We start from the raw sequence: 20,238 nt of genomic DNA, 5'->3' as shown, positions 1-20,238 counted from the left end.
GGGTTTTACGTATTTTGAACAACGATGCTCGGAAACTTCGACGTCATGTCGCGCGCGCGCTCGGCAATCGCCAGCGCAACGCCGCGCGCGATTTCGCGGTAACGCTGCGCGATCGCGCCGTCCGGATCGGCCGCGACCGTCGGCGCGCCGCTGTCGGCCCGCTCGCGAATCGCGATGTCGAGCGGCAGGCTGCCGAGCACGTTCACGCCGTATTCCTTCGACATCCGCTCGGCGCCGCCCGCGCCGAAGATGTGCTCCTCGTGGCCGCAGTTCGAGCAGATGTGGATGCTCATGTTCTCGACGATGCCGAGGATCGGGATGCCGACCTTCTCGAACATCTTCAGGCCCTTTTTCGCGTCGAGCAGCGCGATGTCCTGCGGCGTCGTGACGATCACCGCGCCCGTCACCGGCACGCGCTGCGCGAGCGTCAGCTGGATGTCGCCGGTGCCCGGCGGCATGTCGACGATCAGGTAGTCGAGCTCGCGCCAGTTGGTCTGGCGCAGCAGCTGCTCGAGCGCCGAGGTCGCCATCGGGCCGCGCCACACCATCGGGTTGTCTTCCTCGATCAGGAAACCGATCGAGTTCGCCTGCAGGCCGTGGCCGACGAGCGGGTTCATCGACTGGTTGTCCGGCGACTCGGGCCGCTGGCCGTGGATGCCGAGCATCGTCGGCAGCGACGGGCCGTAGATGTCCGCATCGAGGATGCCGACCGACGCGCCTTCCGCGGCGAGCGCGAGCGCGAGGTTGACGGCGGTCGTGCTCTTGCCGACGCCGCCCTTGCCCGACGCGATGGCCACGATGTTCTTGACGTTCGGCAACAATTTCACGCCGCGCTGCACGGTGTGCGCGACGATCTCCTGCGACACGTTGACGCGCGCGTCGCGCACGCCCGGCACGGCCTTCAGCGCGGCGCTCACGCGCGCGCGCACGTCGTCGTGCTGGCTCTTCGCCGGATAGCCGAGCACGACGTCCACCGACACGGCGTCGCCGTCGATCGCGACGTTGCGCACGCCTTTGCCGGCCGCGTACGGGCGGCCCGTGTTGGGGTCAGCGACTGCCGCGAGCGCGGCGTCGACGAGGGCCCGGTCAATGCTCATCGAAACTCCGTGAAAAACGTTCTTTTCGCGCTCAAACGTCAAGAATTATCAAATAACGCGGCGAAAATCGGGAAAAGTGAAAGAATCTGTTGCATGCCATTGCGCGAACGCGCGAGCCGGCGCAATCTTCGCGTGCGGCACGCCATGGGGCCAAATCGACCCCTTACCGCCTATATTGTAGAGGCTGACGCGTCGCGCTGCCCGAACAGCCACGCTGCGGGGCAGGGCATGTGGTCGCCGCGGCGACCGCCGCGCGTGCAGGATCGCCCGGCCTGATCCGGGCGGGCCTGCCTGAAAGCCGTATCTGTTGTCGTTGTCGACTCGTTCAACCAAGAGAGGAATCCCAGATGAACATGAAAATCGCAACCCGCTTGTCCGTCTTCGTATTGGCCGGTGCGGTTCTCGCCGGCTGCGCGACGTCGCCGCAAGGCACCAACACGGCCGTCGGCACGGGCGCGGGCGCCGCGCTGGGCGCCGGCATCGGTGCGCTGGCGGGCGGCGGCAAGGGCGCGGCGATCGGCGCAGGCGTCGGCGCGCTGGTCGGCGGCGTGACGGGCTACAACTGGCAGGCGATCAAGAACAAGCTGGCGCCGTCGGCAGCCCAGACCGGCACGCAGGTGACGGAGCAGCCGGACGGCTCGCTGAAGCTGAACGTGCCGAGCTCGGTCACGTTCGCGACGAACCAGTACGCGATCACGCCGGCGTTCACGCCGCTGCTGAACGACCTGGCCACGACGCTGAACCAGAACCCGCAGGTGACCGCGTCGGTCGTCGGCTACACCGACAGCACGGGCTCGGCACAGCTCAACCAGACGCTGTCGCAGAACCGCGCGCAGAGCGTCGTGAACGCGCTCGCGCAGCGCGGCGTCAACGCCGGCCGCCTGTCGGCACAGGGCATGGGCCCGTCGAACCCGATCGCGGACAACGCGACGGAAGCCGGCCGCGCGCAGAACCGCCGCGTCGAGATCTACCTGCGCGCCGCGCAGGCGCAGTAAGCGCGCGACAGCGAAGGGAATATGCGGGCGCGCCGCTCGCACAGCCCCGCCGGACGCCTTGTCCGGCGGGGCAAGTAACAAATCGAAAAAAATTTCGAACTTCTGTCGCAAGCCGTGGTCTGTCTTTACGGTACGCGGCTGGTGTTGCCGGCGCGTCACCATTCTCCTCTTGTCGTTGTTGCTCCGGGGCCGTATCCGCCCCGGTTTTTTTTGCCCGCGAAAAACGTGCTGCATCGCAACAACCGGCACCCTGCCACGGCATGTCCATGCTGTCGGCCCCTGCCCGCCCGGCCTGCGGCGGCCACCCGCCTGCCTCGCCCGCGCCCCTGCTAGAATCGCAGTTTCCCGTGGTTTCCCGCCGTTCCTCTACAGACCCTATGTCCGCATCCGACCTCACTTCCGTGCAGGCCGCCGCGCCGCAAGGCCGCCGCCAGATCCTCGTCACGTCCGCGCTGCCGTATGCCAACGGCCAGATCCACATCGGCCACCTGGTCGAGTACATCCAGACCGACATCTGGGTGCGGGCGTTGCGAATGCACGGCCATGAGGTCTACTACATCGGCGCCGACGACACCCACGGCACGCCGGTCATGCTGCGCGCCGAGAAGGAAGGCGTCACGCCGAAGCAGCTGATCGACCGCGTCTGGACCGAGCACAAGCGCGACTTCGACAGCTTCGGCGTGTCGTTCGACAACTTCTACTCGACCGATTCCGACGAGAACCGCGTGCTGAGCGAGAAGATCTATCTCGCGCTGAAGGAAAACGGCCTGATCGCCGAGCGCGAGATCGAGCAGGCGTACGACCCGGTCAAGGAAATGTTCCTGCCGGACCGCTTCATCAAGGGCGAGTGCCCGAAGTGCCATGCGAAGGACCAGTACGGCGACAACTGCGAGGTGTGCGGCTCGACCTACCTGCCGACCGAGCTGCTGAACCCGTACTCGGTGGTGTCGGGCGCGACGCCGGTGCGCAAGACGTCGACGCACTACTTCTTCCGCCTGTCCGACCCGCGCTGCGAAACGTTCCTGCGCGACTGGGTGAGCGGCCTCGCGCAGCCGGAGGCGACCAACAAGATGCGCGAGTGGCTCGGCGACGCCGGCGAGGCGAAGCTGGCCGACTGGGACATCTCGCGCGACGCGCCGTACTTCGGCTTCGAGATCCCCGGCGCGCCCGGCAAGTATTTCTACGTGTGGCTCGACGCGCCGGTCGGCTACTACGCGAGCTTCAAGAACCTGTGCGACCGCCAGGGCATCGATTTCGACGCGTGGATCCGCCCGGGCACGGCCGCCGAGCAGTACCACTTCATCGGCAAGGACATCCTGTACTTCCACACGCTGTTCTGGCCCGCGATGCTCGAGTTCTCGGGCCACCGCACGCCGACCAACGTGTTCGCGCACGGCTTCCTGACGGTCGACGGTGCGAAGATGTCGAAGTCGCGCGGCACGTTCATCACCGCGCAGAGCTACATCGACACGGGCCTGAACCCCGAATGGCTGCGCTACTACTTCGCCGCGAAGCTGAACGCGACGATGGAAGACATCGACCTGAACCTCGACGACTTCCAGGCGCGCGTGAACAGCGATCTCGTCGGCAAGTACGTGAACATCGCGAGCCGCGCGGCGGGCTTCCTGCTCAAGCGCTTCGACGGCCGCGTGCAGGACAGCGCGATGAACCATCCGCTCGTCGCGACGCTGCGCGACGCGATTCCGCAGATCGCCGCGCACTACGAGGCGCGCGAATACTCGCGCGCGCTGCGCCAGACGATGGAGCTCGCCGACGAGGTCAACGCGTACGTCGACGGCGCGAAGCCGTGGGAGCTCGCGAAGGATCCGGCCAATGCGGTGGCGCTGCATGAAACCTGCAGCGTGAGCCTCGAGGCGTTCCGCCTGCTGTCGCTCGCGCTGAAGCCGGTGATGCCGCGTGTCGCGGAAGCGGTCGAGGCGTTCTTCGGCGTCGCGCCGCTCACGTGGGCCGACGCCGCCAAGCCGCTGTCGTCCGAGCAGCCGATCAAGGCGTACCAGCACCTGATGACGCGCGTCGACGTGAAGCAGATCGACGCGCTGCTCGCCGCGAACCGCGATTCGCTGCAGGCCGCGCCGGGCGGCGCGGCGGCGGATGCAGCCGGCAGCGCGAAGGCTGCGAAAGCTGCGAAGGCCGACGCGAAGACGAATGCAAAGCCCGCCGCAGCCGCCAACGGCGCGGACGACGACGCCGCGCCGATCTCGATCGACGATTTCGCGAAGATCGACCTGCGCATCGCGAAGATCGTCGCGTGCCAGGCGGTCGAAGGCTCGGACAAGCTGCTGCAGCTCACGCTCGACGTCGGCGAGGAGAAGACCCGCAACGTGTTCTCCGGCATCAAGTCCGCGTACCAGCCCGAGCAGCTCGTCGGCAAGCTGACGGTGATGGTCGCGAACCTCGCGCCGCGCAAGATGAAGTTCGGCCTGTCCGAAGGGATGGTGCTCGCGGCGTCGTCCGCCGACGAGAAGGCCGAGCCGGGCCTCTACATCCTCGAGCCGCACAGCGGCGCGAAGCCGGGCATGCGCGTGAAGTAAGCGGCGCGCGCGGGCGCATCGCCGCCCGCCCCGGAAAGGAAAAAAACCCCGCGCGGTTCTATCCGCGCGGGGTTTTTTATTGGTGCTGCGTCGGCTCGGCAACGGCGGGCGGCACGCGCACCGCCGTCACCGGCTCCCGAACCACCGGTCGAAGCGCCGCGTGTAGTTCAGGTCGACGCCCTGGAACGTGCCGCCGTACGCGGACACCGACCAGAAGCGCGTCAGGTTGATCGTCGCCTTGAACGCGTTGGCCGCCGATTGCAGCCCCTGCTCGTAGCCGAGCACGAAGCGCTCGTTGATCGCCTTCGAGATCTGCACGACCTGCGGATCGGTCAGGCCGACGTCGCTGCGGCCGATCGAGAATTCGTCGAGGCCGATGCTCTGCGCGACGCGCTTGCCGGTCGCGCTGCCGAGCAGCGCGAGCGCGGCGGTCATCGCGTTCTGCTGGCCGACGTTGTTGCCCTGGTCGGTGCCGTGGCCGAACAGCAGCCAAGACAGCTTCTCGTTGTCGGTCACGTTCGGCTCCGACACGAGCTTCACCGTCGGCGCCTGGATCGTGCCCGTCACCTGCACCCCCGCCTCGACTTCCTGGTTGCGCCGCATCGCGAGGATGTTGATCCCCGGGTTCGACACCGGGCCGTTGAACGTGAAGAAGCCGTTCTCGACCGCGAGCTTGCGGCCGAACGACGTGTAGGTGGAGCCTTCCGTCACGCGCACGTTGCCGACCGCGCGCAGCGGCACGCCGGGCGCGCTCGTCACGGTGATCGTGCCGCGCAGCCCGAGATCCGCGCCGTGGCCCTTGAAGCGGAAGTCGTTGCCGAGCCCGATGTCGATGTTCGCGCGCGGCGCGAGCGACGGCGCGGGCTTGTCCGCGGCCGGCTGCGGCTTCGCGATCGCGGTGCCGGTCTGCGTCTCGCCGCGCACCGTGCCGTCGGCGCGCACGATCACGACGTCGTCGGACAGGTGCGGCGCCGCCGCCTCCGGCAGGTCGAACAGCGCGCGATCGACGACGAACTTGCCGTCGATCGCGAGCCCGCCGCGCGGCCCTGCGTTCGCGACCGTGGCCTTGCCCGACAGCGACAGCTTGCGGTCAGGCGCCGCAAACAGCTCGAGCTTGTCGGCAACGATGCTTGCCGTGAGGTCAGGCGCCTCGTTGTCGAGCCGCACGCGGCCGATCGCGCGCAGCGTGCCGTCGCCGCCGTGGAACTCGACCTGCTGGAATTCGACGAGGTTCTCCGCGAGCCGGATGCGCACGATGCCGTCCTTCAGCTGCACGCCCTGGTCGACGAGCGTCGCGGACAGCGCGTCGCCGGTCAGCATGCCGGACACGGTCGGCTTCGCCGGCGTGCCGGCGACGGTGAGCTTCAGCGCCGCGCGCCCGCCGAGCAGGTAGCTCGGCCCGAACAGGTTGCCGGTCGCTTTCAGCGACGGGATGTCCGCGTCGATGCGGCCCGCCAGCGGGCCGTCGTCGGCCACCGCGAGCACGCCGTCGCGCGGCGCGAACGGCACCGCGACGTTCGCATCGAGCGTGCCGATCCGGCTCGCCTTGGCCTGCGCGGTCACGTTCAGGCGATTGCCCGCGCCGAACGCGGCGCGCGCGGCGAGTTCGGTCAGGCCGAGCGACGAGATCCCGCGCGCGGTCTCGACGGTCACGTCGCCGCCGCGCCGCTTGACCTGCAGGTAACCGGTCGCGGTCGCGCCGACCGAGAAATCCCAGTCGGCATCGAGCACGACGTCGGTGCGCACCGGCGGGCGCTGGCCGGTCAGCGCCTGGCGGACCTCGAGGAAGCGCGCGACCGACGCGCCGCGCACCGCGCCCGCGGAGCGCAGCTGGCCATGGTCGTATGCGAACGACTTCAGGTCGATCGCCGCGCCTTCGAGCGTGAGCTTCGCCGCGCCGAGCACCGCGCGCCCGCCGCCCGCGGATACGGCGAGCGGCGTCTCCAGCGCGAAGGACGGCGTGCCGCGGTTCGCCAGCCGCGTGACGGTGCCGTCCCAGCGCATCCCGTCGCGGTTCTCCACCACCCCGCCGTTCGCCGCGAGCGTCGCGTCGATCACGCGCCCGCCGGCCATCCCGAGCGCCGACGCGTCGAGCGTGTGCTTCGCGCGCGTGCCGTCGAGGTGCGCGCGCAGCGTCTTCAGTTGCAGCGAGCCGAGCGCGACGTTGCTCGCGTCGGCGGTGAACATCAGCGCACCGTGCGCGCCGTCGCGGATGTCGGCGCGGCCCTGCGCGGCGCCGATCCGGTTCGCGCCGAACACGACGCCTTCGGCCTTGTAGGTTGCAGTGACGTTCGGATGCGCGAAGCTGCCGGTCAGGTCGCCCTGCGCCTGCACGAGCCCCGCGACGCCGAAGCCGAGCCGGTCGAGCTGCGGCGCATCGACGGCGAAGCGCAGCCGGTCGCCGGGCGCGCCGAAGCTGCCGTGCAGGTCGACGCGGTTGCCGGCGATCGACAGGTTCGCGTTGCTCGGCAGGATGCGCGCGCCGGCGAGCTGCACGACGCCCGCGCCGGTCAGCGGCAAGCCGTCGTACAGGCTGTCGCCGAGCTTGAAGGTCGCCTTCGTCGACACCTGCGGCGCGAACGCGCCCGATGCGGTCAGCGTGCCGTTCACGCGCGTCTCGCCGCGCTTGGCCGGCGCGGCTTGCGCGGATCGCACGGCCCTCGCGCCCGGCTTACCCGCCGCGGCCGATTTCGGCGCAGCCGGCTTAGGCGCGGCCAGCGCAGCGAGCAGCAGCGGATCGAAGTTCGCGAGCGTCGCCTTCGCGTCGTAGCTCGAATGCGCGTCGTGGCGGAACACGCCGGTCAGGTCGATGCGCCCCTTGGCCGCCGTCACGCGCGCGTCCGTCACCACCGTCTGCTGCGGCGTGAGCGCGACCTTCGCGCGCGCGCCGAGCGCGAGCTTCGGATCGGCGAGATCGAACTCGACGGTCTGCGCGCCGCTCGCGAGCGTCACGCCGACCGGGCCGCCGAGCCGCATCGGGCGCAGCGCCGCGACGAACGCGTTGAGGTCGAGGTTCGCGACCTTCAGGTCGAAGCGGCCCTTGCCGCCCGCGAGCGCGCCGCCGCCCGTCACGCTGCCGTCGCGGATCAGCTTCAGCGCGAGGCCGTCGATGCGCTGCGCGTGCGCGTCGAGCCGCACCGTCGCCTTCGCGTCGACGACCGGCAGCAGCTGGTCGCCGAGCGTGCCGGGCTTCGCGTTGACGATCGACACGGGGCCCGTCACCGCGAACACGTGCGGATGCTCGGGATCGGCCGGCGCGGGCGCGAGTTCGGCACGCACCGCGAGATCGGCGGCCGGCGCGCCCGGCGCCAGCGCCTGCGGATTCACGTGATCGAACGCGAGCGATGCGCGCGTGAGCGGCACCGCGCCGAACGGCGCCGCCTCGACGTGCGCGCGCCCGTTCAGCTTCAGGCCGCTCGCGTCGACGTCGGCGACCAGCGCGTCGAGCGAACCCGACACGCGCGCCCGCGCATCGACCGGCTCGTCGGCGAGCTTGCCCGCGTAGGTCGCGTCGCCCGTCAGCGCGAACGGCCGCATCCCGTCGAGCTTCGCGCGCGCGCTCAGCGCGCCGAACGGCGTATCGACGTGTTCGAGTACCAGGTCGTGAAGGCGGCCGTCGCTGCGGCCGTTCAGCGCGAGATGGTCGAGCTGCGTCGTCGATACGCCTTCATGAATCGCGAGGCGATCGACACGCAGGTCGTCGATCCGCAACTGCAGCGGCAGGCGCAGATCCTGCGGCATCACCGTCGGCGTCGACGGCCCCGGCGCGATCCGCACGTCGATCGTGCCCGCGCGCAGATAGGCGATCGTCGCGCGCAACGGCGCGCGGGTCAGCGACCAGCGGCCGTCGAGACGGTCGATGCGCACCTCGGTGCCTGCGCCGTCCGGGCTCGTCCACGCGAACGACTTCACGCGCACGCCGGTGGCCAGCGCGCCGCCTTCGAGCGTGCCCGCGAGCCGCCCGCCGAGCACGCGCACCGCCGCGTCCCACGCGAGCCGCGTGCCGCGCTCGGTCGTGATCGCGGCCAGCACGAGCCCCGCCGCCAGCACGACGAGCAGCACGGCGCCGGCGAGCGTCCATGCGGCGCCGCGCACGAGCCGCGACCGGCGCGGCGCGCCGTCGGGCGCTCGCTCGGGCGAATCCGGATCGTGAGGCGGCGGCGTGTCGTGAATGTCCTTCGTCATGCGGTGTGTCGTGGCGGAAGCGGTTGGGTCAGAAGGCGACGCCGAGCGTCAGGTAAGGTCGCACGCTGTGGTTGCGCAGCCCGTAGGCGACGTCGAGGTTGATCGGCCCGACCGGGCTGCGCCAGCGCGCGCCGATGCCGACGCCCGGATAGAACACCCGCTCGCCCCATGCGTCGGTCGCGGTGCCGATGTCGAAGAAGGTCGCGGCGCCCCAGTCGCGGTTGAACCAGTGCTGGTATTCGGCGGTGCCGGTCACGAGGTACTTGGTCGGCAGCACCGAGCCGGCGACGTTGTTGCCGATGCCCTGGTAGCCGTAGCCGCGCACCGAGTTCGAGCCGCCCGCGCGGAACAGCAGCGACGCCGGCACGCTCGACGAGCTGCCGCTCGTGAACACGCCGCCGAGCTCCGCGCGGAACACGACCAGGTCGCGCTTGCCGATCGGCAGGTACTGCTGGCCGCGCGCGTAGCCGCGGACGAAGGTCTGGTCGGCCAGCGCGCCCTTCACAGCGAAGCCGGCCTCCGCATGAATCAGGTTGCCCGAGCGCGGAAACAGCGGATCGTCGACGTTGCGGCGCGTCCACGCCCACTGCGGCACGAGCGCGTGGCTCATGGTCGGCCCCGCGCCGTTCTGCTTGAGCCGGTCCTGATAGAACATCAGCGAATACGCGTAGTCGATGAACTGCCCGGTGCGGGTGCGCTGCACGCCGACCCGCGCGCTGAAGATGCGCGTGTCGGACACGTCGGTGTTCGTGTACGACGCGAGCACGCTGTTGGTCCACGCGCGCTCGCCCGGCGGCATCGACAGCTGGATCTGGCCGTACTGCTGGATCTGGTCGAGGCGGCCCGACACCGTCAGCGGCCAGGCCGCGCCGAACGTGTCGAGATACGTATATGCACCCTGCACGTGCGGGCCCGTGTCGGTCGCGTAGCCGACCCCGCCGCGGATGTTGTTGTACGGATACTCGCTGACCTTCACGTGCACCGGCGTCAGCTCGGGCTTCGCGGTGTCGCTGCCGACGTCGATCGCGACGCTCGCGTAGTACGGCGTGTTCTGCAGTTGCCGCTGCAGCTCGGTGATCCGCCGGGTGTCGTAGATCTCGCCTTCGGACAGCGGATTGACGTTGGTGACGATCTTCTCCGGATAGCGGCGCGCGCCCTCGACGTCGACCTTGCCGATCGTGAAGGTCGGGCCGCTGTCGAACGTGACCGCGAGCGTCGCGCGCTGCGTGCGCGGATCGATGCGCGCCTCGGACGCGGTGATCTTCGCGCCGAGATAGCGGCGCGACTGCAGCTGCCGCAGCGCGGCGCCCTTCGCGCCGTCCCAGCCGGCCTGCGTGAACGGGTCGCCCGTCTTCATCGAGAACGCGAAGCGCGTCGCGTTCTCCTGCTGCGGGTCTTCCGACTCGACCGGCCCGTGGAACGTCAGGTCGACCGCCGACACGACGGTCTGCGGCCCCGGGTCGACCGACACCCTGACGTCGCGCTTGCCGTCGCGGGTGCGCACGTCGGTGCGCACGACCGGCGAGAAGTAGCCTTCCGTCGCGGTCAGGTCGCGCACCTGCTGCGGCGTCGCGGTGACGAGGAAGTCGAACTGGTCGTCGCTGATGTCGTCACGCTTGGCGAAGCGCGCGATGTCGAGGTGCGACTTCAGCAGCTTGCGGACCGTGCGCGGCGCGTCGATCTCGACGTCGTACTTCGCATAGGCCGGCAGCGCGGCGAGCGCCGCCAGGCAGCCGGCGAGGATGCGCGCGGCCCGCGCCGCGCCCGCGTGGCCGCGCCGGACGCCGCCGCAGGCCGCGGGCCGCCCGGCGTCATGCGCCGTGATTCGTTGCTGGTTCGCCTGCCCCGCCAAATATGACCTCGCCCTCGGAGATGGATGAATGCTTGGAAACCCCGTATTTGACCATACGGATGCCGCCGCGCCCCGATGTGCGCCGCTTCGGCGGCGGCCTGACGCTTGCGCGCAACGGCGCGCGGGCGATCCGGCGGCCCGCGCATTCGACGTGCGTTTGGCGCCGGCTGTTCCCCGCGATGCGGTAAAATCCTGCCATCCCACATTCCGGCGCCCCGCGCGCCGCCTGAAACGGAAAGCCAAGCCATGCCGTACCAGTCCGACGTCACGCAGTTCCTGAACCAGCTCAAGCAGCAGAAGCCGGCGCTCGAAGAAGAACAGCGCAAGGGCCGCTCCCTGCTGTGGGACAAGCAGCCGATCGACCTCGACGAGCGCGCCGCGCAGCAGGAATCGCGCGTGAAGCAGACGCCGTACGTCTACTACCAGAACTTCTGACGACGTGAGCGCCGCCGACGAGCCCAGCGCCGCCCGGCCTGACGCGGCCCGGCCCGACGTGGCCCGCCCGGAAGACGCGGTCGCCGCGCCCGCGGGCGCCGATTCGACGCCCGACACGGTCGACAGCGTCGCGGCGTTCGCTCGCCTGTACGGCGAGCCGCTGTTCAAGCTGCCGCAGGATCTCTACATCCCGCCCGATGCGCTCGAGATCTTCCTCGAAGCGTTCGAAGGCCCGCTCGACCTGCTGCTGTACCTGATCCGCAAGCAGAACTTCAACGTGCTCGACATCCCGATGGCGCAGGTCACCGCGCAGTATCTCGGCTATGTCGACCAGATCCGCGAGACGAACCTCGAGCTGGCCGCCGAATACCTGCTGATGGCCGCGATGCTGATCGAGATCAAGTCGCGGATGCTGCTGCCGGTCAAGAAGGCCGACACCGGCGAGGAAGCCGAGGATCCGCGCGCCGAGCTGGTGCGCCGCCTGCTCGAATACGAGCAGATGAAGCTCGCCGCGCAGCGCCTCGACAAGCTGCCGCAGCTCGGCCGCGACTTCCTGCGCGCCGAGGTCTACATCGAGCAGAGCGTCACGCCGCGCTTCCCGGACGTGAATTCGGACGATCTGCGCGCCGCGTGGGCCGACGTGCTGAAGCGCGCGAAGCTCGTGCAGCACCACAAGATCTCCCGCGAGGAGCTGTCGGTGCGCGAGCACATGAGCCTGATCCTGCGCCGGCTGCAGAGCGCGCGCTTCATGGAGTTCGCCGACCTGTTCGACACGTCGCGCGGCGTGCCGGTCGTCGTCGTGAACTTCATCGCGATGCTCGAACTCGCGCGCGAGTCGCTCGTCGAGATCACCCAGGCCGAACCGTTCGCGCCGATCTACGTCCGCCTCGCTTACCTGCCCGCCTGAGCCGCCATAAGGCCCTCGAATCGGGGCCGGTTCGCCCCGGCCGGCCGTATTCCCGACAGAAGAGAACGACCGTGCGTTTATCGGTGCGTCCGGCGGTCAAATCCTCTACAATCCGCCGACGCCCGCCGCGCCGCCCGCGCGCGGGCACCTTTGCCGCTTCGACCCCGACGCCGCGTGCCGCGGCGCCAACGCGCGCCAGCGCGAGGAACCCCGCTACCCGATCATGAAAGTCATCAGCTCGATCCAGGAACTGCGCGACCAGCTGCGCGGCCAGAACCGCACCGCCTTCGTGCCGACGATGGGCAACCTGCACGAAGGGCATCTGTCGCTGATGCGCCTTGCGCGCCAGCACGGCGATCCGGTCGTGGCGAGCATCTTCGTGAACCGGCTGCAGTTCGGCCCGAACGAGGATTTCGACAAGTATCCGCGCACGATGCAGGACGACATCGAGAAGCTGCAGAAGGAAAACGTCTACGTGCTGTTCGCGCCGACCGAGCGCGACATGTACCCGGAGCCGCAGGAATACCGCGTGCAGCCGCCGGACGACCTCGGCGGGATCCTCGAGGGCGAGTTCCGGCCCGGCTTCTTCACCGGCGTGTGCACGGTCGTCACGAAGCTGATGGCGTGCGTGCAGCCCCGTGTGGCGGTGTTCGGCAAGAAGGATTACCAGCAGCTGATGATCGTGCGCCGCATGTGCCAGCAGCTCGCGCTGCCGGTCGACATCGTCGCGGCCGAGACGGTGCGCGACGCCGACGGCCTCGCGCTGTCGTCGCGCAACCGCTATCTCGCGCCGGCCGAGCGCCAGGAGGCGCCCGAGCTCGCGAAGACGCTGCAGCGCGTGCGCGAAAGCGTGCTCGACGGCGAGCGCGATCTCGTGAAGCTCGAACAGCAGGCGCACACGCACCTCGCCGGCCGCGGCTGGGCGCCGGACTACATCTCGATCCGCCGGCGCGCGAACCTGATCGCGCCCAGCGCCGCCGAACTCGACGCCGGCGAGCCGCTCGTCGTGCTCGCGGCCGCGAAGCTCGGCGCGACCCGCCTCATCGACAACCTGGAAATCTGACGGCCCCGCCCGCCAGTGCCTCTCGACGCATCAAGGAGTCACCCCATGCAGCGCCACATGCTCAAATCGAAGATCCACCGCGTGGCCGTCACGCACTGCGAACTGCACTACGAAGGTTCGTGCGCGATCGACGAGGATCTGCTCGACGCCGCGAACATCGCGGAAAACGAGCGGATCGACATCTGGAACATCAACAACGGCGAGCGCTTCTCGACCTATGCGATCAAGGGCGAGCGCGGCAGCGGCATGATCTCGCTGAACGGCTCGGCCGCGCGCCGCGCGCAGCTCGGCGACCTCGTGATCATCGCGGCGTTCGCGGTGGTCGACGAGGCCGAACTGCAGGCCGGCTGGAAGCCGAACCTCGTGTTCGTCGACGACGACAACAAGATCAAGGGCAGCCGCGACCACGTGCCGACGCAGGCCTGGTCGTAAGCCACGGCGCGATGCAACGCAAAGGGCCGGATTCCGTGCTGAACGGAATCCGGCCCTTGTCATTCGTGCCGGGCGCCCGCCGGCGCCGTCACGCGCCCTTCGACGGCTTGCGCTCCGCCCATTCGACGATCGGCCGCCACTGTTCGAGATCCTTGTCGACGCGGCTCTTCGCGACGTCCCACAGCGTGAGCCCGTGCGCGGCGAGCTGCACGTAGTTCTGCGTGTCGCGCACGTAGCCGAGCACCGGCAGCTTGAGCCCCTCGACGAAGCGGTGCAGCTGCTCCGACGAGCGCGTGCGCGCATCGACCCGCATCCCGACGATGCCGACCTCGATGTTGCCCTTGCGCACCGCCTTCTCGTTCGCGAGGTGCTCGAGAAAGTGCTGGGTCGCCAGGATATCGAACATCGACGGCTGCAGCGGCACGATCACCTTGTCGGCAAGCTGCAGCGCGACGTTGAGCCGGTTGCCGTGCAGCCCGGCCGGCGTGTCGATCACCGCGTATTCGAGCCCGCGCGGCGGCTTCGACGGCGCCTCGGGATCGAGCCCCCACGCCTCGATCGCGGGCAGCCCGGCCGGACGCAGGTCGAGCCACGCATGCGAGGACTGCTGCCGGTCGAGATCGGCCAGCGCGACCCACGCGCCCTGCGCCGCGAAGTAACCGGCAAGATTGGTGGACAGCGTGCTCTTTCCCACGCCGCCCTTCGGATTCGCCACCACGATGACCGTCATGAATTCCCCCGAAGAAGCCGCGCGACGCCGGCCGGCCCGGCGGGCGTCGCACAATTGCAGATACAGGGTGCGATGATATCGGCAAATGGGGTATCACCGGAACCGCCGGCGCCGATCCGGCCCCGCCGGTGGCCCGCGGTCCGGCGCAATCACGTGCAATGACGAGCGCTTACGTGCGCTTACGTGCGCTTATGCGCGCTGCGCCGCGGCGCCCGGCGTGCCGAGCGCAAACGCGCCGCCGCCCAGCAACGCCTGCACCGCGAGCGTCACCGCCCAGAATGCCGGATATTCCCAGCCGCCGTGCGGCGACCCGAAGCTCCAGCCGTTCGGCAGATGGGCCGCGGTCGCGCCGAGCATGAACGGCAGCAGCGCCAGCGCGACGATACGCACGCGGAAGCCCGCGATGAGCGCGATGCCGCCCGCCAGCTCGACGGCCGTCGTCAGGTACGCGAGCCACGCGGGCAGGCCGATCGATGCGAAGAACTGCGCGGTGCCGGGCAGCGTGAAAACGAACACCTTCTGCGCAACGTGCGCGAGATACAGCACGCCGAGCGCGACGCGCAGCAGCGTGGCGGCGAAATCGGGGTAGCGGTTCGGGTTCATGTCGGGGTTCCTTCGTGGATGAATGAGATGGAACGCACTCTATTCGAACCATTTTTCCCGATAAACACGCCAACTCGCTTAAATTGATTCCCAACTAGAACGAATCGAGCGAAAAAAGGGGCATGACCGATCATGCCCCGCGATTCAAGCCTCAGTAGCCGCCCTTGCCTTGCGCGGGGCCGCTGTAGCCGGACGAGCCGCTGCCCGATCCATACGAATCGCATGCCTGCGCCCACGTCGAGGCGGTCAGCAACGCCAGGAGCAGTACAGCCCACCACCGTCGTGCCTTCATCGTCGCGCTCCTTCGGACGGACATCCGCCCTCCTTTGGTTGTACGCCACGCGACGAAAAAAGCGAGGACGATCGGCCGCCGCCGGCCGAACGGCTCAGCGGAATTCGGCGTACAGCGCCGGCAGGTCGAGGTGCGCGGCGAAGGTGTCCGCGAGCCGTTCCAGCGATGCTTCGCGCAACGCCGGGTAGTCGATCCGCTCGGCCGCGTCGAGCCCCGCCCAGGCGAGCAGCGCCGTGCACGCGTCGGGCGCGTCGAACAAGCCGTGCACGTAGGTCGCGAGGATCCGGCCGTCGTCGGACAGCGCGCCGTCCGCGTGCGCGCCGCTCGCGCCGTCGGCCGTCAGTTCGAGCGCCGGCGCCGCGAGCGCGGGCCCGCGCGTCTCGCCCATGTGGATCTCGTAGCCGCGCACGGCCGCGCCGCCCGGCAGCGCCAGCCGTCCGGTCACGTTCTTCAGCGTCTTGTGCGGCTGCAGCGTCGTGTCGAAATCGAGCAGGCCGAGCCCCGGCACGCTGCCCGGCACGCCTTCGAGGCCGAGCGGATCGTCGAGCGAGCGGCCGAGCATCTGCATGCCGCCGCAGATGCCGATCACCTTGCCGCCATAGCGCAGGTGGCGCCGGATCACCGCATCCCAGCCCGCGTCGCGCAGCCACGCGAGGTCGCGCTGCACGCTCTTCGAGCCGGGCAGGATCAGCAGGTCGGCGGCCGGCACGGGGCCGCTCTTCCAGTAGGTGAACTCCACCTGCGGATGCGCGCGCAGCGGATCGAAATCGGTGTGGTTGCTGATGCGCGGCAGCGCCGGCACGACGACCCGCAGCACGCCGCCGTCGCCGTCCGCGCCGCGCGCGGCGCCGCTGCGCGCCTGCGCGGGCAGCATGTCCTCCGCGTCGAGCGTGAGGCCGTGCAGGTACGGCAGCACGCCGAACACCGGCTTGCCGGTCTGCGCGCGCAGCCAGTCGAGGCCCGGCTCGAGCAGCTTGAAGTCGCCGCGGAAGCGGTTGATCACGAACCCGCGCACGCGCGCGCGCTCGCTGTCGGACAGGCACGCGAGCGTGCCGACCAGATGCGCGAACACGCCGCCGCGGTCGATGTCGGCGACCAGCACGACCGGGCAGTCGACGCGCTCCGCGAAGCCCATGTTCGCGATGTCGCCTTCGCGCAGGTTGATCTCGGCCGGGCTGCCCGCGCCTTCGACGATCACGGTGTCGTACCCGGCGCGCAGCCGCGCGTACGACTCGAGCACCGCGTCGAACGCGACCGGCTTGTAGTCGTGGTACGCACGGGCGTTCAGGTTCGCGCGCGCCTGGCCGTGGATGATCACCTGCGCGCCGCGGTCGCTGGTCGGCTTCAGCAGCACGGGGTTGAAATCGGTATGCGGCGCGACGCCCGCGGCGAGCGCCTGCAGCGCCTGCGCGCGGCCGATCTCACCGCCGTCGGCCGTCACCGCGCTGTTCAGCGCCATGTTCTGCGGCTTGAACGGCGCGACGCGCGCGCCCGCGCGGCGCGCGAGGCGGCACAGGCCCGCGACGAGCGTGCTCTTGCCCGCATCGGACGTCGTGCCCTGGATCATCAGCGTGCCGCGCGGCCGCAGCTCGGGTGCATTCATCGTGTGGAAGGCGTGGCGAATCGAAGGCCGCATTATCGCCTGCGCCGTTACAATCACGCGATGATTCCGCACGACCTCACCTTCGTGCTCGGCGGCGCGCGTTCGGGCAAGAGCGCGTATGCCGAGCGGCTCGCCGCCGACTGCGGCCGCCCTGTCACCTATATCGCGACCGCGTACGCGGGCGACGCCGAATTCGCGCAGCGCATCGCGCATCACCGCGCGCGCCGGCCGGCGAGCTGGGGGTTCGCCGACGCGCCCGTCGAGCTCGCCGACACGCTCGCGCGGCTCGACGATCCGCACGCGTGCCTGCTCGTCGACTGCCTCACGTTGTGGCTCACGAACCTGCTGTGCCCGGCGCAGGGCGAGCCGCTCGACGACGCGCAGTACGACGCGCGCGTCGCGGCGCTCGAAGCCGCGCTGTGCAACGCCCGCGCGAAGGTGATCGTCGTCAGCAACGAGATCGGGCTCGGCGTCGTGCCGCTCGGCGCCATCACGCGCCGCTACGTCGACGAGCTCGGCCGCCTCAACCAGCGCGTCGCCGCGCTCGCGCCCCGCGTGACGCTGCTGGTCGCGGGGCTGCCGGTCGCGATCAAGACGGAGCCTGCGTGATGCTGATGCTGTCGTTGTCCACGGTCGCGATGCTCGCGGTCGTCGCCGTGATCGTCGATCGCATGCTCGGCGAACCGTCGGCCGGGCACCCGCTCGTCGCGTTCGGGCGGCTCGCCGCGCGCGTCGAAACCGCGCTCAATACCGGCCGGCGCGGCCGCCTGGTCGGCCTCGCCGCGTGGTTCGCGGCCGTCGCGCCGCCGGTCGCGCTGGCCGCGTGGCTCGCCGCCGTGCTGCCCGCGCCGCTCGCGGCCGCGCTGCACGTCGCGCTGCTGTGGTTCGCGCTCGGCGCGAAGAGCCTCGCCGATCACCTCGCGCCGATCGCCGCCGCGCTGCTGCGGCGCGACCTGCCCGGCGCGCGCGCGCTGACCGCACGGATCGTGTCGCGCGACACGAGCGACGCCGATGAAGGCGCGCTGTCGCGCGCGGCCGTCGAATCGGCGCTCGAGAACGGCAACGACGCGATCTTCGGCGCGCTGTTCTGGTTCGTCGTCGCGGGCGGCCCGGGCGCGTTGATGTTCCGGCTCGCGAACACGCTCGACGCGATGTGGGGCTACCGCACGCCGCGCTTCCTGAAGTTCGGCTGGGCCGCCGCGCGGATCGACGACGCGCTGAACTGGATTCCCGCGCGCCTCACCGCCGCCAGCTACGCGCTGCTCGGCGACACCGCGAACGCGTGGCGCTGCTGGCGCACGCAGGCGCGCCACTGGGACAGCCCGAACGCAGGCCCGGTGATGGCCGCGGGCGCGGGCAGCCTGAACGTGCAGCTCGGCGGCCCGGCCGTCTATCACGGCGAGCTCGAACAGCGGCCGGTGCTCGGCAGCGGCGCGCCCGCCAGCGCCGCGCACATCGTCGCCGCGCTGTCGCTCGTCACCCGCACGCTCGCGCTGTGGCTCGCGCTGCTCGTCGCGAGCGCCTTCCTCGTCATGGGCACCCAGCATGTCTGACCTTCCGATCGCACACGGCGGCAACCTGCACGAAGCCGCGCGCCGCCACGGCATCCCGTACGACGCGTGGCTCGACCTGTCGACGGGCATCAACCCGGTCGGCTACCCGGTGCCGCCCGTGCCCGCCGACGCATGGCGGCGGCTGCCCGACGACGGCGACGGGCTCGCCGCGTGCGCGGCCCGCTACTACGGCGCGCCGGGCCCCGCGCACGTGCTGCCGGTCGCCGGCAGCCAGGCCGCGATCCGCGCGCTGCCCGCGCTGCTGCCGCACGGCAATGCAGGCGTCGCCGCACTCGCGTACGGCGAATACGCGCCCGCGTTCGCGCGTCACGGCCATCGCATCGCCCCGCTCGACATCGCCGCGGACACGCTGCCCGCGACGCTGCGCCACGTCATCGTCGGGAATCCGAACAACCCGACCGCCGAGCGCGTCCCGGTCGAGCGCCTGCTCGGCTGGCACGCGCAGGTGTCGGCGCGCGGCGGCACGCTGATCGTCGACGAAGCGTTCGCCGACACCGGCGCGACCGATTCGCTCGCCGCGCACGTGGATCGCCCGGGGCTCGTCGTGCTGCGCTCGGTCGGCAAGTTCTTCGGCCTCGCCGGCATCCGCGCCGGCTTCGTGCTCGCGCATCCCGCGCAGATCGCCGCGCTGCGCGACACGCTCGGCGCGTGGACGGTCGGCGGCCCCGCGCGTCACGCGGTCGCGGCCGCGTTCGCCGATCGCGCGTGGCAGGCCGCCGCCCGCGAGCGGCTCGCCGCCGACGGCGCGCGCCTCGCGGCGCTGCTGCGCGGCCACGGCTTCACGGTACACGCGACGCCGCTGTTCAGCTGGACCGACGATCCGCGTGCCGCGGCGCTGCATGCGGCGCTCGCGCGCCGGGGCATCTGGACGCGCCATTTCGCGCAGCCGTCGAGCGTGCGCTTCGGCTTGCCGGCCAACGACGCCGAATGGCGACGGCTCGCGGATGCGCTCGCGCAATGCGCGGCGGAACTGGACGGGGACGCGCGTTGACGAAGCGCCTGCTTGCCTGCCCGCTCGCCTGCCTGCTGCCGGCCGCGGCGCTGCTCGCGCTCGGCAGCGCCCCATCTGCACACGCGGAAGTCAGCGCGCGCGACGACGCCGGCAACACGGTCACGCTGCCCGCGCCCGCGCAACGCGTCGTCAGTCTCGCGCCGCATGCCACGGAGCTGATCTACGCGGCGGGCGGCGGCGCGAAGCTGGTCGGCACCGTCACGTACAGCGACTATCCGCCCGCCGCGAAGGCCGTGCCGCGCGTCGGCGACAACAAAGCGCTCGATCTCGAGCGCATCGCCGCGCTGAAGCCCGACCTGATCGTCGTGTGGCGCCACGGCAACGCCGAGCGGCAGACCGATGCGCTGCGTGCGCTGCATCTCCCGCTGTTCTTCAGCGAGCCGAAGCATCTCGACGACATCGCCACGTCGCTCGGCCGCCTCGGCACGCTGCTCGGCACGCAGCCCGCGGCCGACGCGGCGGCGGCGGCCTTCACGCGCGACGTCGCCGCGCTGCGCGCGCGCTATGCGGCGCGCCCGCCCGTCACGCTGTTCTTCCAGGTCTGGGACCGGCCGCTGACGACGCTCAACGGCACGCATCTGATCGACGACGTGTTCGCACTGTGCGGCGGCCGCAACGTGTTCGCGCAGCTCAAGCCGCTCGTGCCGACCGTGACGGACGAGGCCGTGCTCGCGGCCAACCCCGAAGCGATCGTGACGACGAGCGCGGGCGCGACGCCGTCGCGCGAGCCGCTGCCGAGCCTCGTGCGCTGGCGTGCGTGGCCGGCGCTGACCGCCGTCGCGCGCGACAACCTGTTCGCGATCGACGGCGATCTGCTGACGCGCGCGTCCCCCCGGATCGCGCAGGGCGCGGCCGCGCTATGCGCGGATCTCGATCGCGCCCGCGCACGGCGGCCGGCACGCTGAC

The 20,238-nt window shown here is 70.6% G+C and carries 17 protein-coding genes; 10 read left to right on the top strand and 7 right to left on the bottom strand.

Annotation, left to right across the window (positions count from 1 at the left end):
* Positions 1-5 precede the first annotated feature (5 nt).
* Complete coding sequence (gene apbC / locus ABFO07_RS06335; protein WP_059564454.1) at positions 6-1,097, bottom strand: iron-sulfur cluster carrier protein ApbC; 1,092 nt, start codon at positions 1,095-1,097, stop codon at positions 6-8.
* A gap of 347 nt (positions 1,098-1,444) precedes the next feature.
* On the opposite strand from apbC, the gene ABFO07_RS06330 reads away from it, so the two are divergent.
* Together ABFO07_RS06330 and metG are read left to right on the top strand one after the other, a co-directional pair.
* On the top strand, positions 1,445-2,092 hold the full coding sequence (locus ABFO07_RS06330) for an OmpA family protein (protein WP_017333872.1): 648 nt from the start codon (positions 1,445-1,447) through the stop codon (positions 2,090-2,092).
* A gap of 377 nt (positions 2,093-2,469) precedes the next feature.
* Positions 2,470-4,644 carry a methionine--tRNA ligase gene (gene metG, locus ABFO07_RS06325; protein ID WP_059564453.1) on the top strand — a complete coding sequence of 725 codons (2,175 nt, stop codon included), beginning with the start codon at positions 2,470-2,472 and terminating at the stop codon, positions 4,642-4,644.
* A gap of 126 nt (positions 4,645-4,770) precedes the next feature.
* Here the strand turns inward: metG and ABFO07_RS06320 are convergent, their stop codons facing one another.
* Complete coding sequence (locus ABFO07_RS06320) at positions 4,771-8,829, bottom strand: translocation/assembly module TamB domain-containing protein (RefSeq protein WP_347468560.1); 4,059 nt, start codon at positions 8,827-8,829, stop codon at positions 4,771-4,773.
* Between the two features lie 28 nt (positions 8,830-8,857).
* The gene (locus ABFO07_RS06315; RefSeq protein WP_059883980.1) at positions 8,858-10,681 is read right to left on the bottom strand and encodes an autotransporter assembly complex protein TamA; all 1,824 of its coding nucleotides are present in this window, start codon (positions 10,679-10,681) and stop codon (positions 8,858-8,860) included.
* 246 nt (positions 10,682-10,927) lie between these two features.
* On the opposite strand from ABFO07_RS06315, the gene ABFO07_RS06310 reads away from it, so the two are divergent.
* The 4 genes from ABFO07_RS06310 (at position 10,928) to panD (ending at position 13,518) form a co-directional block, all read left to right on the top strand.
* Positions 10,928-11,116: a DUF3460 family protein gene (locus ABFO07_RS06310; protein ID WP_059564450.1), complete on the top strand. Its 189-nt coding sequence runs from the start codon at positions 10,928-10,930 to the stop codon at positions 11,114-11,116.
* 4 nt (positions 11,117-11,120) lie between these two features.
* Positions 11,121-12,023 carry a segregation and condensation protein A gene (locus tag ABFO07_RS06305; RefSeq protein ID WP_409071650.1) on the top strand — a complete coding sequence of 301 codons (903 nt, stop codon included), beginning with the start codon at positions 11,121-11,123 and terminating at the stop codon, positions 12,021-12,023.
* A gap of 223 nt (positions 12,024-12,246) precedes the next feature.
* On the top strand, positions 12,247-13,086 hold the full coding sequence (gene panC / locus ABFO07_RS06300) for a pantoate--beta-alanine ligase (protein WP_347468559.1): 840 nt from the start codon (positions 12,247-12,249) through the stop codon (positions 13,084-13,086).
* A gap of 45 nt (positions 13,087-13,131) precedes the next feature.
* Positions 13,132-13,518: an aspartate 1-decarboxylase gene (gene panD / locus ABFO07_RS06295; RefSeq protein WP_059564447.1), complete on the top strand. Its 387-nt coding sequence runs from the start codon at positions 13,132-13,134 to the stop codon at positions 13,516-13,518.
* Between the two features lie 88 nt (positions 13,519-13,606).
* Here panD and ABFO07_RS06290 read toward each other — a convergent pair whose 3' ends face one another.
* From ABFO07_RS06290 to ABFO07_RS06275, 4 genes are all read right to left on the bottom strand, one after another.
* A complete protein-coding gene (locus ABFO07_RS06290) occupies positions 13,607-14,248 on the bottom strand; it encodes a ParA family protein (RefSeq protein WP_059564446.1) in 642 nt (213 codons plus the stop codon).
* Between the two features lie 189 nt (positions 14,249-14,437).
* Positions 14,438-14,851 (bottom strand): DoxX family protein, encoded by a 414-nt coding sequence (locus ABFO07_RS06285; RefSeq protein ID WP_059883982.1) that lies wholly within the window; start codon positions 14,849-14,851, stop codon positions 14,438-14,440.
* Between the two features lie 151 nt (positions 14,852-15,002).
* Positions 15,003-15,143, bottom strand: coding sequence for a hypothetical protein (locus ABFO07_RS06280; RefSeq protein ID WP_164721383.1), 141 nt, complete (start codon positions 15,141-15,143; stop codon positions 15,003-15,005).
* 94 nt (positions 15,144-15,237) lie between these two features.
* Positions 15,238-16,746, bottom strand: a complete 1,509-nt coding sequence (locus ABFO07_RS06275; protein WP_060017526.1) for a cobyric acid synthase — start codon at positions 16,744-16,746, stop codon at positions 15,238-15,240.
* Positions 16,747-16,806: 60 nt separating this feature from the next.
* Between ABFO07_RS06275 and cobU the strand changes: the two genes are divergently transcribed.
* Genes cobU through ABFO07_RS06255 form a run of 4 tightly spaced genes read left to right on the top strand, consistent with a single transcriptional unit; the run spans position 16,807 to position 20,237 of the window.
* Entirely contained in the window at positions 16,807-17,355 is a 549-nt protein-coding gene (gene cobU, locus ABFO07_RS06270; RefSeq protein ID WP_347468558.1) for a bifunctional adenosylcobinamide kinase/adenosylcobinamide-phosphate guanylyltransferase, read from the top strand.
* A complete protein-coding gene (cbiB, locus tag ABFO07_RS06265) occupies positions 17,355-18,299 on the top strand; it encodes an adenosylcobinamide-phosphate synthase CbiB (RefSeq protein WP_059891864.1) in 945 nt (314 codons plus the stop codon). Before cobU ends, cbiB begins: the two co-directional genes overlap by 1 nt.
* On the top strand, positions 18,292-19,311 hold the full coding sequence (gene cobD / locus ABFO07_RS06260; RefSeq protein WP_347468556.1) for a threonine-phosphate decarboxylase CobD: 1,020 nt from the start codon (positions 18,292-18,294) through the stop codon (positions 19,309-19,311). The genes cbiB and cobD overlap by 8 nt, the downstream gene beginning before the upstream one ends.
* Complete coding sequence (locus ABFO07_RS06255; protein ID WP_059922697.1) at positions 19,278-20,237, top strand: cobalamin-binding protein; 960 nt, start codon at positions 19,278-19,280, stop codon at positions 20,235-20,237. The genes cobD and ABFO07_RS06255 overlap by 34 nt, the downstream gene beginning before the upstream one ends.
* Position 20,238: the final 1 nt, after the last annotated feature.

This window comes from Burkholderia stagnalis (assembly GCF_039848545.1).
GTDB lineage: Bacteria > Pseudomonadota > Gammaproteobacteria > Burkholderiales > Burkholderiaceae > Burkholderia > Burkholderia stagnalis.
Note: the sequence above shows the minus strand (reverse complement) of the source record. Positions and strands in the feature narration are given on the sequence as shown.